The organism is Actinacidiphila epipremni, from assembly GCF_012034175.1.
Lineage (GTDB): Bacteria > Actinomycetota > Actinomycetes > Streptomycetales > Streptomycetaceae > Actinacidiphila > Actinacidiphila epipremni.
Map to the genome: position 1 here is coordinate 19372 of NZ_JAATEJ010000016.1, position 13605 is coordinate 32976.

The window sequence follows — 13605 nt, forward strand, 5'->3', positions numbered from 1 at the left end:
CCGGCTGCCGCGCCCGCCCCGGCCGGGGTCACAGTTCGTCCTCGATGTACCGGTTGCGCCCGGCCAGGACGCCGCAGACGGCCTGCGGGACGGCGAGCGCGATCATCATGGCGAGCGGGACGCCCCAGCCGCCGGTGGTCTGGTTGAGGGTGCCGACCAGGATCGGGCCGGGGATGGACAGCAGGTAGCCGGTGCTCTGCGCGAAGGCCGACAGCCGTACGACGCCGCCGCCGGATCGTGAGCGCATCCCGATCATCGTCAGGACCAGCGGGAAGGCGCAGTTCGCGACGCCCAGCAGCAGCGCCCACGCCCAGGGCGCGGCGGCGGGCGCGGCCCACAGGCCCGCGAAGCCGGCGATCTGGAAGCCGGCCAGGACCAGCGCGATGGGGCCCTGGGAGCGCATCCGGGCGGCGAGCGGCGGGATGACGAAGGACAGCGGCACGCCGAGCACCATGGTGACGGCGAGCAGCAGTCCCGCCTGGCCGGCGGAGATGCCGGAGTCGCGGAAGATCTGCGGCATCCAGCCCATCGTGACGTAGGCGGCGGTGCTCTGGAGGCCGAAGAAGGCGGCCATCGTCCAGGCGGTGCGGCTGCGGGTGATCCGGCCCTGCTCGCCGGCCGGCGCGCCCGCGGGCCCGGCGCTCGCGGTCGCGGCGGTGGCAGGCGCGGCGGGCCGGGGCGCGGCGGCGCGGTCGCGGGCCAGCGGCAGCCACACCACGACGGCGACGGCCGCGAGCGCGGCCCACACGCCCAGGCCCAGCCGCCAGCCGTGGCCCATGGCGTGGGTGAGCGGTACGGACACGGCGGCGGCGAGCGCGGTGCCCAGCGACAGGGCCATCGAGTACAGGCCGGTGACGGGACCGACCTTGTCGGGGAAGTAGCGCTTGACGATGACCGGCATCAGCACGTTGGCGACGGCGATACCGGCGAGCGCGAGCGCGCTGGCGGCCAGGAAGGGCACGGTGCTGCCGGCGAAGGGCCGCAGCAGCAGGCCGGCGGTGATCGCGGCCATGCCGGCCAGAACGACGGCGCCGGGGCCGTGGCGGCGGGCCAGCCGGGGCGCGGCGAAGCCGAAGAGCGCGAAGCACGCGGCGGGCACGGAGGTGAGCAGGCCGGCCATGGTGCCGCTCATGCCGAGGCCGTCGCGGACCTCCTTCATGAGCGGGCCGAGGCTGGTGACGGCGGGCCGCAGGTTGACCGCGGCGAGCAGCAGCCCGGCGACGGCGAGCCGGCGTATCCAGGGCACGACGCCGGCGCCGGTCGCGGCGGTGCTGCCGGTGGCGGCTCCGGTCGCGGCGGTGCTGCCGGCCGGGGCGCTGGCGCCGGTCGCGGCGGTACGCGTCGTGCCGGTTGGCGCGGTACGGCTCACGGGGGCGGCCCGGCCCGGTGTCTCCGCGGGTCCGCCGGGGTGGGCGGCGGCCGTGGGGGTGCCGTCGGCCGGGGTCGGCGGGGCGGCCAGGGCACGGCGTTCGTCGTCTCGCATGAACCCATCATAGAATGATGGGATGAATCTTGGACCCGTGCCCCGCGCCACCACCCTCGCCGACCAGGTGATCGCCCGCCTGCGGGCCGAGATCACCTCGGGCGCGTGGCCGGTGGGCTCCCGTATCCCCACCGAACCGGAGCTGGTGGACCGGCTCGGGGTGGCCCGCAACACCGTGCGGGAGGCGGTCAGGGCGCTCGCGCACAACGGGCTGCTGGACATCCGGCAGGGCTCGGGCACGTATGTGGTGGCCACCAGCGAGCTGGCCGGGGTGATGCAGCGGCGCTTCGCGGACGCCGAGCCGCTGCACATCGCGGAGCTGCGGCGGGCGCTGGAGACCACGGCGGCGGAGCTGGCGGCCGGCCGGCGCGAGGAGGCCGACCTGCGGCAGCTGCGCACGCTGCTGGAGCGGCGCGAGCAGGCGTGGGAGTCGGGCGACAAGGACGCCTTCGTCGAGGCCGACGCGACACTGCACCTGGCGGTGGTGGCCAGCTCCCACAACGAGGTGCTGACCGCCCTCTACGCCGACCTCGGCCAGGTGCTGCGGGACTTCCTGCACGCCGACATCGGCCCCGAGCTGCGCCCGGAGGACCACCTCGACCACGCCCGGCTGGTCGCCGCGATCGCCGCGGGCGACGCCCCGCGGGCGGCAGCGGAGGCGCGTACCCACGCCTTCCACTGCCGCTTCCGCGAGGTGGGCGCCTGACGCGCCCCGCGTCCGGGCGAGCCCGCGGCCGGCGCTACGCGCCGATGGCGTGCAGGCCGCCGTCGACGTGGATGATCTCGCCGGTGGTCTTGGGGAACCAGTCGGACAGCAGCGCCACGACACCGCGGCCGGCGGGCTCGGGGTCGGCCATGTCCCACGTCAGCGGGGAGCGGTGGTCCCAGACGCCGGCGAGTTCGGCGAAGCCGGGGATGGACTTGGCGGCCATGGACCCGATCGGCCCGGCGGAGATGAGGTTGCAGCGGATGTTGCGCTTGCCGAGGTCGCGGGCCAGGTAGCGGGAGGTGGCCTCCAGCGCGGCCTTGGCCGGGCCCATCCAGTCGTACTGCGGCCAGGCGAACTTCGCGTCGAAGGTGAGGCCGACGACCGAGCCGCCCTCCTCCGGCATGAGCGGCAGGCACGCCATGGTGAGCGACTTCAGCGAGTACGCCGAGACGTGCATCGCGGTCGCGACCGACTCGAAGGGCGTGTTGAGGAAGTTGCCGCCGAGCGCGTCCTGCGGGGCGAAGCCGATGGAGTGGACGACGCCGTCGAGGCCGCCCAGCTCCTCGCGCACCACGTCCTCCAGGCCGGCCAAGTGCTCGCCGTTGGTGACGTCCAGCTCCACGACCTTGGCCGGGCGGGGCAGTTTGCGGGCGATCCGCTCGGTGAGGGTGGGCCGGGGGAAGGCGGTCAGGATGATCTCGGCACCCTGCTCCTGGGCCAGCCTGGCGGTGTGGAACGCGATGGACGACTCCATCAGCACACCCGTGACGAGGATGCGCTTGCCGTCGAGGATTCCGCTCATGTCGTTCAGTGACCCATGCCCAATCCGCCGTCAACGGGGATGACGGCTCCTGTGATGTACGCGGCGTCGTCCGACGCCAGGAAGCGCACCGCGGCGGCGATCTCCGCCGGCTGCGCGTAGCGGGCCAGTGGCACCTGGGCCAGGATGTCCGCGCGCTGCTCGTCGGTGAGCGCCCGGGTCATGTCGGTGTCGACGAAGCCCGGTGCGACGACGTTGAAGGTGATGTTGCGCGAGCCCAGCTCACGGGCCAGCGAGCGGGCGAAGCCGACCAGGCCCGCCTTGGACGCGGCGTAGTTGGCCTGGCCCGCCGAGCCCAGCAGGCCCACCACGGAGGAGATCAGCACGACCCGGCCCTTGCGGGCCCGCAGCATGCCGCGGTTGGCGCGCTTGACGACCCGGAAGGTGCCGGTGAGGTTGGTCTCCAGCACCGCGGTGAAGTCGTCCTCGGACATCCGCATGAGCAGCTGGTCGCGGGTGATGCCGGCGTTGGCGACCAGCACCTCCACGGTGCCGTGGGCGGCCTCGATCTCCTTGTACGCCTGGTCGACCTGCTCGGCGTCGGTGATGTCGCAGCGCACCGCGAGCACCCCGAGCGCCACCAGGTCGGCCGGCGGTTCGCCGGAGCGGTAGGTGATGGCGACCTTGTCGCCCGCGTCGGCGAATGCCCGGGCGATGGCGAGGCCGATGCCCCGGTTTCCTCCGGTGACGAGAACCGAGCGGCTCACGGATCACTCCTCAGAAGTTGAGAATCTCCGTGAAAAGCTATCGGTCGCCGGCCCGAACCGGGGAATCGGCCCCCGACAGGGTGCCCCGGCCGGCCCCTGTCGGGTTCCTACAGCCGGCCGGGGCCGGGTGTGCCGGTGGCCGTCAGTCGCCGGTGCGGGCGGCGGCCCGGCGGCGGCTGTAGACCAGCAGGCCGACCGCGCCGCTGGCCAGGATCGCGCTGCCGGACAGCGCGGCCTCCAGGGTGCCGGTGCTGGACGCGGCGTTGCTGGTCGCGAGGGTGCCGTTCGCGGCGGTGACCGGTGCGTCGCCGCCGTGGCCGTGGTGGGCGACGGTGGACTTCGACTCGCCGGCGGTGATCTGCGCGTCGGTGGGTGCCTTGGCGACGTCGGCGGTGGCCGCCTTCGCCGCCGCGGCGGTCTGTCCGAAGACGACATCCGCGCAGCCGTAGAAGGCCTCGGGGCTGTCGGTGCGCTGCCACACCTGGTAGATCAACTGCCGCCCGGTGCGGGCCGGCAGGGTCGCCGGGAAGGTGTAGTAGCCGGGCGAGGAGGCCGCGGTGGTGTAGGTGGCGACGGGGGTGTCGTCGAGGTCGGACCACTTGAGCGGCTTGGTCGGGTCGTAGCCCTGCTTGGTGATGTAGAGCGTCATGACCCCGCGGTGCGGGGCGGTGACCCGGAAGCTGATCGTGGTGGAGCCGGCCTGGACGGGGGTGGCGGGCCAGTCGGTGCGGGCCCAGTCGAGCGCGCGGTACTTGTCGCGGTCGGCGGAGCACAGGTGGCCGTCGGGGATGATGGTGCGGCTCTGCCCGTTGGCGTTGGCGATGTTGACCTCGTTCCAGTCGTACAGCGGCTGGGTGCCGCTGTCGGCGACGAGGTCCTTGCAGACCTGGGACTTCGGGCTCTCCGGGCCTTCGGCGTAGCAGGCCGAGATCCGGCTGACCGGGGTGTCGAGCGCTCCGTGCGCGCTGGCCGCGCCGGGGGCCAGCCCGGCGACGACGAGGGTGGTGGCGCCGACCGCGGCCACGGCGGCGGCCTTGCGGCGTACTGACATGTGGGGGGCTCCTTGTCGTGCGTGCGGTGGTGCTGATGCGGACGAGGAGGGCGGTCCTTCGAGCATAGAGATTGGCCTGGACCAATCCAAGAGCCCGGTCAGTACGGGGAGTTGGCGGCGCGGGGATCATGCGCGGGGATCAGGCGCCGGGGGTGCGGGCGCCGGGGTCGGGCGCCCGGGTCAGGCGCCGGGCTGGGCGCCGGGCTGGGCGGCGGCGGTGGCCGTCGAGGGGCCGGCGGCCGGGGCGGCCTGGCCGGCGGTGTCCTGCGGGGCGGGCGGCTGCTTGACGGCGAACTGGTCCGCGGTGGCGGTCAGCGAGTTCGCGATCTGGCGCAGGTAGGACACGAGACGTTCGGTCTCCTCCTGGGCGCCCTCGGCGGCCTGGTTGTCCTGCTCGCGCATCTGCTGCAGGATCGCCTCGGCCTGCGCCCTGGCCGCCCGGACCATGGTGCGGGCCTGCTCGCGGGCGGCGATGACGGTCTGCTCGGCGGACTGCTGGGCGCGGGCCTGCTGCAGCACCGCGTCCACGGTCGGCACACCGGTGGGGGCGGAGCCGTCGCCGATGTTGTTGGCGCGGATCCAGTCCCGGTGCCGCTGCATGTCGGTGCGCAGCCGGTCGTTCTCCTCGGTCAGCGCGGTCAGGGCCGCCGCGCAGCGGCGCAGCGCGGCGTGCACCGGCTCCTCGCTGTAGCCGCGGCGGGTCAGCGGAGCGCGCGGGAACGTCATCGTCCGCAGCGCCTCGGGCGTCACCCGGCGCTCCTCCGGCGGATAAGGGGCTCCTGTCTCGGTCACGTGTCTCCGATCACCGAACGTCTTCGAAGTGCAGCAGGTCGTGGGGCACGCCCGCCCTCACCAGGTCGCGCGCCGTCGCGGAGGTCGTGGCCGGCGAGCCGCAGACGTAGAAGGAGCGTCCGCGCCAGTCGCCCGCGCGCAGCACGGGCTCGGCGAGGCTGCGGTTGTCGAAGGTGCCGGCGTCCGCGCCCACCAGCGGTGTGACGCGCAGCCAGGGGTGGGACTGCGCCAGGTGCTGGAGGGTGTGCATGTCGTACAGGCCGTGGCTGTCGCGGGCCCCGACGAACAGGTCCACCCGGCGCTGCGGGCCGTGCCAGGCGATCTCCTCGATCAGGGCGCGCAAGGGGGCCAGCCCCGTACCGCCGGCGATCATCACCAGGTCGCGGCCCTCGGAGGGCCGCAGCGTCAGCCGGATGCCCATCGGGGCGCCCAGCCGCAGCACGTCGCCCTGCCGCAGCCGGTAGACCAGGGCCGGGCTGACCAGGCCGCCGTCGATCGCCCGGACGTGCAGCTCCATCAGCCCGTCGGAGCGGGCCGCGTTGGCCGGGGTGAAGTTGCGCCAGGTGCTGGGCAGCAGCGTCGGCGCCTGCACCATCACCGACTGCCCGGCCGCGTACGCCATCGGCTGGTCCAGTTGCAGGGTGAGCACGGCGAGGTCGAAGCCGCGCTGCTCGTGGTGGACGACCTCGGCGTTCCACCATGCCGGGTTGACCGCGCTGTCGTCCTCGGCGGCCTGGATCATGGTGCCGGCGACCAGGGTGTACGCCTCGGTCCAGCCGCGCTGCAGCTCCGGGGTCCAGGCGTCGCCGAGGAAGTAGCCGAGGGTGGCCAGCAGCGCCTGCCCGACGGCCTCGTAGTGCTGCACGATCACCTGGAACCTGCGGTGGTCGCGGCCGAGTTGCTGGAGGAACGGGACGAGCTGGTCGGGGTCGTCGGCGTTCGCGACGATCCGGCCGAGCGCGGCCACCAGGCGGTCACGCTGCGACCCCATGTGGACCGGGAACATCGGCCGGACCTCGGGCGCGATGAGGAAGAGGTAGGAGTAGAAGTACCGCGGCACCTCGTCCCCGGACTTGCCGACCAGCGCGAAGGAGTCTCTCAGCGCCTGCGAGTCGCTCACGCGCCGGCCGTCTCCCCGGCCGTCTCGCCGGCCGCGATCATCGTGCTGCTGATCACACCGTAGATCTCGACCCAGGCCTTCTCGATCTCCGGCGTCCAGGCGTCGCCGGCGAAGTGGGCCAGGGTGGCGATCAGGCTGGAGCCGACGGCCGGGTAGTACTCGGGCAGGGCCCCGTAGCCCACGTGGCGGCGGCCCAGGTTCTGCAGCATGCCTATGAGGGTGTCGGCGTTCTCCAGGTTGGCGACCAGGGCGCCGAGCGCGGCCCACAGCCGGTCGCGCTGCTCGTCGATGTGCGGCGCGAACAGCGGGCGCACACCAGGGTTGTGGGCGAAGAGGTGGTCGTAGAAGTAAGCGGTCACCTCGGTGCCGTGCGGTTGCACCACTGCGAAGCTGGAACGGATGAGCGAGAGGTCTGCGGTCATGGCGGCCGACTCTAGCCAGAGCCGAGTGGACCGAACAAGTCCGGGCCGGAGCAATGGAGTTATTCCGGGAATTACGACACCTGGATACTGAATGCTTCGTCAGCAGGCGTTCTGACCTCGGGTTTCACCCCTCCTGTACGGGAATCGGCAAAGGCTTCGTAATCGGCGGGTCACGGCTGATACGCCGTCGAACAATTCCCGCTCTACAACCGTCGGGCGGGGGTTGCGTACACCGCCGCGGGGCGGCGCGCGGCGCAATGCTGTGGCGGAGCCGGACACCCGCAGGCCATGATTCACTGCGGACACGCCGATGCGAAGGGAAGTCCGCTGTGCCCCCTCAGCAGGAACACACCGTCGATCCGACATTCCTCGCACTGCCGCTGCGGGCGCTCGCCGACGCGGCGCTCGCCAGAGCCCGCGCGCTGGGCGCCGACCACGCGGACTTCCGCCTGGAGCGGGTGCGCAGCGCCGCCTGGCGGCTGCGGGACGCCCGCCCGGCGGGCAGCTCGGACAGCACCGACCTCGGCTACGCGGTGCGGGTCGTGCACGGCGGCGCCTGGGGCTTCGCCTCGGGCGTCGACCTGACGATGGACGCGGCGGCGAAGGTCGCGAGCCAGGCGGTCGCCATGGCCAAGCTCAGCGCCCAGGTGATCGCGGCGGCCGGCTCGGACGAGAAGGTGGAGCTGGCCGACGAGCCGGTGCACGCCGACCGTACGTGGGTGTCGTCGTACGAGACCGACCCCTTCGCGGTGCCGGACGCCGACAAGACGGGGCTGCTCGCCGAGTGGAGCTCCCGGCTGCTGGCCGCCGACGGGGTCAGCCACGTGGACGCGTCGCTGATCGCGGTGCACGAGAACAAGTTCTACGCCGACACCGCCGGCACCACGACCACCCAGCAGCGCGTCCGGCTGCACCCGCAGCTCACCGCGGTGAGCGTCGACCCGGACACCGGCGGCTTCGACTCCATGCGCACCCTCGCCCCGCCGGTCGGCCGCGGCTGGGAGTACCTGACCGGCGACGTGTGGGACTGGGACGGCGAACTCGCCCGTATCCCCGAGCTGCTGGCCGAGAAGATGCGCGCACCCTCGGTCGAGGCGGGCACGTACGACCTGGTCGTCGACCCGTCGAACCTGTGGCTCACGATCCACGAGTCGATCGGCCACGCCACCGAGCTGGACCGGGCGCTCGGCTACGAGGCCGCCTACGCCGGCACGTCGTTCGCGACCTTCGACCAGCTGGGCTCGCTGACGTACGGCTCGCCGCACATGCACGTCACCGGCGACCGCACCGCCGAGCACGGCCTGGCCACCGTCGGCTACGACGACGAGGGCGTGGCCGGCCAGTCCTGGGACCTGGTCAAGGACGGCGTCCTGGTCGGCTACCAGCTCGACCGCCGGATCGCCAGGCTCACCGGCTTCGCGCGCTCCAACGGCTGCGCCTACGCCGACTCCCCCGGGCACGTCCCCGTCCAGCGGATGGCCAACGTCTCCCTGCAACCGGCACCTGACGGCCCGTCCACCGAGGAGCTGATCTCCGGGGTGGAGCGCGGCATCTACGTCGTCGGCGACCGCTCCTGGTCGATCGACATGCAGCGCTACAACTTCCAGTTTACGGGTCAGCGCTTCTTCCGTATCGAGAACGGCCGGCTCGCCGGTCAGCTCAAGGACGTCGCCTACCAGGCCACGACGACCGACTTCTGGGGCTCCATGGAGGCGGTGGGCGGCCCGCAGACGTATGTCCTGGGCGGCGCCTTCAACTGCGGCAAGGCACAGCCGGGGCAGGTCGCCGCGGTCAGCCACGGCTGCCCGTCCGCGCTCTTCCGGGGCGTCAACATCCTCAACACGACGCAGGAGGCCGGCCGATGAGCGCTACGAGCAAGCCGCACGAGATCGTCGAGCGGGCGCTGGAGCTGTCCACGGCGGACGGCTGCGTCGTCATCGCCGACGAGGAGTCCAGCGCGAATCTGCGCTGGGCCGGCAACGCGCTGACCACCAACGGCGTCACGCGCGGCCGTACCCTCACCGTCATCGCGACGGTGGACGGGGCGCAGGGCACCGCCTCCGGCGTGGTGTCGCGCTCGGCGGTGACGGCGGACGAGCTGGAGCCGCTGGTACGGGCCGCCGAGGCCGCCGCGCGCGAGGCCGGGCCGGCGGAGGACGCGCAGCCGCTGGTGACCGGCGTGCCGCACTCCGCGGACTTCACCGCGGCGCCGGCCGAGACCGGCTCGGAGGTCTTCGCGGCCTTCGCGCCCGCGCTCGGCGAGGCGTTCGGGGCGGCGCGGGCGGGCGGGCGGCAGCTGTACGGCTTCGCCTACCACGCGGTGACGTCCACGTATCTGGGCACCTCGGCGGGGCTGCGGCTGCGGCACGACCAGCCGACCGGCACGCTGGAGGTCAACGCGAAGTCGCCGGACGGCACGCGCTCGGCGTGGGCGGGCGCGGCGACCCGGGACTTCCGGGACGTGGACCCGCTGGCGCTGGACGCCGAGCTGGCGCAGCGCCTGGCGTGGGCGGAGCGCCGGATCGACCTGCCGGCCGGGCGGTACGAGACGCTGCTGCCGCCGTCGGCGGTCGCGGACCTGCTGATCTACCAGCTGTGGTCGGCCGGCGCGCGGGACGCCGCCGAGGGCCGCACCGTCTTCAGCAAGCCGGGCGGCGGCACCCGGGTCGGCGAGCGGCTGGCGCAGCTGCCGCTGACGCTGCGCAGCGACCCGGCCGAGCCCGGCCTGGAGGCGGCGCCGTTCGTGATCGCGCACTCCTCGGGCGACGAGTCCTCGGTCTTCGACAACGGGCTGCCGGTCGGCCGGGTGGACTGGCTGCGCGAGGGCACCCTGGCCCATCTGCCGACGACCCGGCACAGCGCGCAGCTGACCGGACTGCCGCTGGCCGCGCCCGCCGACAACCTGATCCTGGAGGGCGGCGGCAAGCAGTCGCTCGCCGACATGGTCGCCGGCACCGAGCGCGGGCTGCTGCTGACCTGCCTGTGGTACATCCGCGAGGTGGACCCGGCGACGCTGCTGCTGACCGGGCTGACCCGGGACGGCGTCTACCTCGTCGAGGGCGGCGAGGTGACCGGCGTGGCCAACAACTTCCGCTTCAACGAGTCGCCGGTGGACCTGCTGGGCCGCGCGGTCGAGGCGGGCCGCACCGAGCGGACGCTGCCGCGCGAGTGGAGCGACTACTTCACCCGGGCGGCGGCGCCGGCGCTGCGCGTGCCGGACTTCAACATGAGCTCGGTCAGCCAGGGCGTCTAGCCAGGGCGTCCGGGACGCGAGCGGCTGGTGTACGGCCGAGGGGGGCCACCACATGGGTGAGATGGACGACAAGCGGACCGTCAAGGCGTCGAAGTTCCTGTCGCTGGTGCTGCGGCACCGGCCGGAGCGGATCGGCGTGGCGCTGGACGAGGGCGGCTGGGTGGACGTCGACGTGCTGCTCGCGGCGTGCGCCGCGCACGGCCGGCGGCTGACGCGGGCCGAGCTGGACCATGTGGTGGCCACCAACAACAAGAAGCGGTTCGGCTATTCGGAGGACGGCCGGCGGATCCGGGCCAACCAGGGCCATACGGTGGAGGTGGACCTGGGCCTGGCCGCGGCCGTGCCGCCGGACGTGCTCTTCCACGGCACCGCGACCAGGACGCTGCCGTTCATCCTCGACGAGGGCCTGCGCCCGATGGCCCGCCAGGACGTCCATCTGTCGGCGGACCGGGAGACGGCCGTACGGGTGGGGTCGCGGCACGGGCGGCCGGTCGTCCTCGCGGTGGACGCGGGCGGCCTGGCCGCCACCGGGCACGTCTTCCGGGTGAGCGCCAACGGGGTGTGGCTGAGCGGGCCGATAGCGCCGCGGTGGCTGCGGGTGCTGCCGGAGAGCTGACGGGCGGCGCGGGCTCAGACCGGGGTCCTGCGGCGGCGGCGCTCCTTGTTGGCCTTGTGCGCCGCCCACAGGGCGTCGCCGATCGCCACCAGCACGATCGCGCCGACGAGCTGGAGCACATGCCGCGTCCAGTCGAAGCCGCGGGTGTCGCGCACCCCGAGCCAGCGCGAGACGCCGTTGCCGAGGGCGCTGCCGCCCATGCCGCAGATGACGGTGAGCCAGAGCGGCAGGCTCTGCCGGCCGGGCAGGATCGCCTTGGCGATCACGCCGAGCACGAGTCCGACGAGGATCGCCCACAACCAGCCCATCGCGTCCACCTCGTCTCCACCGCCGGGCACCGGGCGCCCGCTCGTCGTGCGGCCAGTCTCCGGCCGGGCCGGGCCGCGCGCATGTCGGGACGGTCCCGGACGATACGTCCACCCGGCCGGCCCTCCCCCGCTCTGCTCCGCGGCGCCCGCGCGGCGTACCGTTGTGGGCAGCCGGTGCAGGCGCGCTGCCTGCCGTGAGCAGCGGGGCCCGGCTCGTGACTGGGCGGTGGAGTGGGATGCTGAAGCGGGGCGGGACGGAGGTCCACCGGATCTCCGGGGCGCGTACCGGGCTGACCGAGGACGTCCGCGGGCGCCAGCGGCGGTACATCATCTCGATGTCGGTCCGCACGGTGTCGGTGATCCTCACGGTGGTGCTCTGGAACGTCGAACGCCCGCTGGCGTGGGCGACGCTGGTCATCGGCATGCTGCTGCCGTACGTGGCGGTGGTCGTCGCCAACGCCGGGCGGGAGAACGCCCCGCAGCTGCCCGCGTCGTACATCCCGCCGCCGTTCGTGCCGGCCCTGGAGGCGGGCGCGGTGGAGACGGCGGCGGAGCGGGCCGCCGAGCACGCCACCGATTACGCCGCCGGGCACACCGCCGGGCAGACCGCCGGGCGCGGCCCGGAGCCGGTGCCGGAACCGTAGGAGAAGCCTCTGGCCGGCGGGCCGGTGCGAGGCGTATCCGGCCACGGACGGGAAACCTCAAGAAAAGCTCAGATCTGTACGGGCGTTCCACTCCACGAGCGCGTCAGTGCATGACATACTGCGTGAGCGCTCCGCATCCCCCGTCGGGGCGACGGACCGACGCCGGGCGGCTCCCCCCGTGGCTGCCCGGCGTCGCCATGTCTGCGTACGGGATACTGGCGCGGTGGACATACTGCGCGCCGGGGGCGACGAAGAGACGCCGATCTGCTCGGCCAAGGGCTGCCGCGCTGCCGCGGAGTGGGTGCTGGCCTGGAACAATCCCAAGCTGCACACGCCGGAGCGGCGCAAGACGTGGCTGGCGTGCGAGGAGCACCGCGAGCACCTGACGCAGTTCCTCGGGATGCGCGGATTCCTCAAGGACGTGGTGGCGCTGGCCGAGTGGCAGCGGCGCGAGCAGGCCGCGGAGGGCTGAGCCGAGGCCGGGCGGGTGCGGGGGCAAGGTACCGGCGCGCAACTCCGGGGTGGGGCGGCGGGGCGGAGTGCCGGGTCAGCCGCCGATCGCGGACATCGGGCGGTCGGGCTGGCGGAACCGCGGGTCGTCCAGGCCCGAGCCGGCCTTCTTGCCCCACATCGCCGCCCGCCACAGCGCGGCGACCTCCGCGTCGGTGGCGCCGGCCCGCAGGGGGCCGCGCAGGTCGGACTCCTCGCGGGCGAACAGGCAGTTGCGCACCTGGCCGTCCGCGGTGAGCCGGGTGCGGTCGCACGCGCGGCAGAACGGCCGGGTGACCGAGGCGATGACCCCGACGCGGGCCGGCCCGCCGTCGACGAGCCAGCGCTCGGCGGGGGCCGAGCCGCGCGCGGGCGCGCCCTCCGGGGTGAGCCGGACATGCGCCCGCAGCGAGGCCAGGATCTCGTCGGCGGTCACCATGCCGGAGCGCTGCCAGCCGTGCTGGGCGTCCAGCGGCATCTGCTCGATGAAGCGCAGTTCGTAGCCGTGCTCGACGGCCCAGCGCAGCAGGGCGGGCGCCTCGGTGTCGTTGAGGCCGCGCATCAGCACGGCGTTGACCTTCACCGGCGCGAGGCCGGCCGCCGCCGCGGCGGCGAGCCCGGCGAGCACGTCGGCGTGCCGGTCCCGGCGGGTGAGGGTGCGGAAGGTCGCGGCGTCCAGGGTGTCAAGGGAGACGTTGACCCGGTCCAGGCCGGCCGCCCGCAGGGCCTCGGCGGTACGGGCCAGGCCGATGCCGTTGGTGGTGAGCGACAGCCGGGGCCGCGGGGTGAGCGCGGCGCAGCGCTCGACGATCCCCACCAGGCCGGGCCGCAGCAGCGGCTCACCGCCGGTGAAGCGCACATCGGTGACGCCGAACCCGGTGACCGCGATCCGCACGAGCCGCACGATCTCGTCGTCAGTGAGCAGATCGGGCCGGGCCAGCCATTGCAGGCCCTCCTCGGGCATGCAGTACGTGCACCGCAGATTGCACCGGTCGGTGAGCGAGACCCGCAGATCGGTGGCGACCCGCCCGTACGTGTCGAGGAGCACGCCCTCCACCTCCCTCCTGCGCTGCCGGATCCCTCCAGCCTAGGGGGTCGCCCGGACAACACGGTTCCCGTCCCCGGGGGGCAGCCGCGGCGCACGGCGGTTCCGGGTCCGGCCGGCTCGCGCGCCGGGCCGGGCCGGGGCCG

The 13605-nt window shown here is 73.8% G+C and carries 15 protein-coding genes; 6 read left to right on the plus strand and 9 right to left on the minus strand.

What is annotated here, in order from left to right:
• Positions 1-28: 28 nt before the first annotated feature.
• Complete coding sequence (locus HCN08_RS19525) at positions 29-1483, minus strand: CynX/NimT family MFS transporter (protein WP_167984443.1); 1455 nt, start codon at positions 1481-1483, stop codon at positions 29-31.
• A 22-nt stretch (positions 1484-1505) separates the two neighbouring features.
• On the opposite strand from HCN08_RS19525, the gene HCN08_RS19530 reads away from it, so the two are divergent.
• Positions 1506-2189, plus strand: coding sequence for a FadR/GntR family transcriptional regulator (locus HCN08_RS19530; protein WP_167984444.1), 684 nt, complete (start codon positions 1506-1508; stop codon positions 2187-2189).
• A 34-nt stretch (positions 2190-2223) separates the two neighbouring features.
• On the opposite strand, the gene fabI is transcribed toward HCN08_RS19530, so the two are convergent.
• The 6 genes from fabI to HCN08_RS19560 form a co-directional block, all read right to left on the minus strand.
• A complete protein-coding gene (fabI, locus tag HCN08_RS19535) occupies positions 2224-2994 on the minus strand; it encodes an enoyl-ACP reductase FabI (protein ID WP_167984445.1) in 771 nt (256 codons plus the stop codon).
• A 5-nt stretch (positions 2995-2999) separates the two neighbouring features.
• On the minus strand, positions 3000-3719 hold the full coding sequence (fabG, locus tag HCN08_RS19540; RefSeq protein ID WP_167984446.1) for a 3-oxoacyl-[acyl-carrier-protein] reductase: 720 nt from the start codon (positions 3717-3719) through the stop codon (positions 3000-3002).
• A gap of 142 nt (positions 3720-3861) precedes the next feature.
• Entirely contained in the window at positions 3862-4770 is a 909-nt protein-coding gene (locus HCN08_RS19545; RefSeq protein ID WP_167984447.1) for a lytic polysaccharide monooxygenase auxiliary activity family 9 protein, read from the minus strand.
• Positions 4771-4950: 180 nt separating this feature from the next.
• Positions 4951-5562, minus strand: a complete 612-nt coding sequence (locus tag HCN08_RS19550; protein ID WP_167984448.1) for a hypothetical protein — start codon at positions 5560-5562, stop codon at positions 4951-4953.
• A gap of 10 nt (positions 5563-5572) precedes the next feature.
• Positions 5573-6682, minus strand: coding sequence for a globin domain-containing protein (locus HCN08_RS19555; protein ID WP_167984449.1), 1110 nt, complete (start codon positions 6680-6682; stop codon positions 5573-5575).
• The gene (locus HCN08_RS19560) at positions 6679-7104 is read right to left on the minus strand and encodes a globin family protein (protein ID WP_167984450.1); all 426 of its coding nucleotides are present in this window, start codon (positions 7102-7104) and stop codon (positions 6679-6681) included. Before HCN08_RS19560 ends, HCN08_RS19555 begins: the two co-directional genes overlap by 4 nt.
• Before the next feature lie 329 nt (positions 7105-7433).
• Here HCN08_RS19560 and HCN08_RS19565 point away from each other — a divergent pair, with 329 nt between their 5' ends.
• From HCN08_RS19565 to HCN08_RS19575, 3 genes are all read left to right on the plus strand, one after another.
• Positions 7434-8969: a TldD/PmbA family protein gene (locus tag HCN08_RS19565; protein WP_322974565.1), complete on the plus strand. Its 1536-nt coding sequence runs from the start codon at positions 7434-7436 to the stop codon at positions 8967-8969.
• Positions 8966-10357 (plus strand): metallopeptidase TldD-related protein, encoded by a 1392-nt coding sequence (locus HCN08_RS19570; protein WP_167984452.1) that lies wholly within the window; start codon positions 8966-8968, stop codon positions 10355-10357. Before HCN08_RS19565 ends, HCN08_RS19570 begins: the two co-directional genes overlap by 4 nt.
• Positions 10358-10418: 61 nt before the next feature.
• The gene (locus tag HCN08_RS19575) at positions 10419-10973 is read left to right on the plus strand and encodes an RNA 2'-phosphotransferase (RefSeq protein ID WP_167984573.1); all 555 of its coding nucleotides are present in this window, start codon (positions 10419-10421) and stop codon (positions 10971-10973) included.
• A gap of 14 nt (positions 10974-10987) precedes the next feature.
• Here HCN08_RS19575 and HCN08_RS19580 read toward each other — a convergent pair whose 3' ends face one another.
• Positions 10988-11281: a GlsB/YeaQ/YmgE family stress response membrane protein gene (locus HCN08_RS19580; RefSeq protein WP_167984574.1), complete on the minus strand. Its 294-nt coding sequence runs from the start codon at positions 11279-11281 to the stop codon at positions 10988-10990.
• 236 nt (positions 11282-11517) lie between these two features.
• On the opposite strand from HCN08_RS19580, the gene HCN08_RS19585 reads away from it, so the two are divergent.
• On the plus strand, positions 11518-11925 hold the full coding sequence (locus HCN08_RS19585; protein ID WP_167984453.1) for a DUF3099 domain-containing protein: 408 nt from the start codon (positions 11518-11520) through the stop codon (positions 11923-11925).
• A gap of 223 nt (positions 11926-12148) precedes the next feature.
• On the plus strand, positions 12149-12397 hold the full coding sequence (locus HCN08_RS19590) for a hypothetical protein (RefSeq protein WP_322974567.1): 249 nt from the start codon (positions 12149-12151) through the stop codon (positions 12395-12397).
• 75 nt (positions 12398-12472) lie between these two features.
• Here the strand turns inward: HCN08_RS19590 and moaA are convergent, their stop codons facing one another.
• Complete coding sequence (moaA, locus tag HCN08_RS19595) at positions 12473-13462, minus strand: GTP 3',8-cyclase MoaA (RefSeq protein ID WP_322974568.1); 990 nt, start codon at positions 13460-13462, stop codon at positions 12473-12475.
• Positions 13463-13605: the final 143 nt, after the last annotated feature.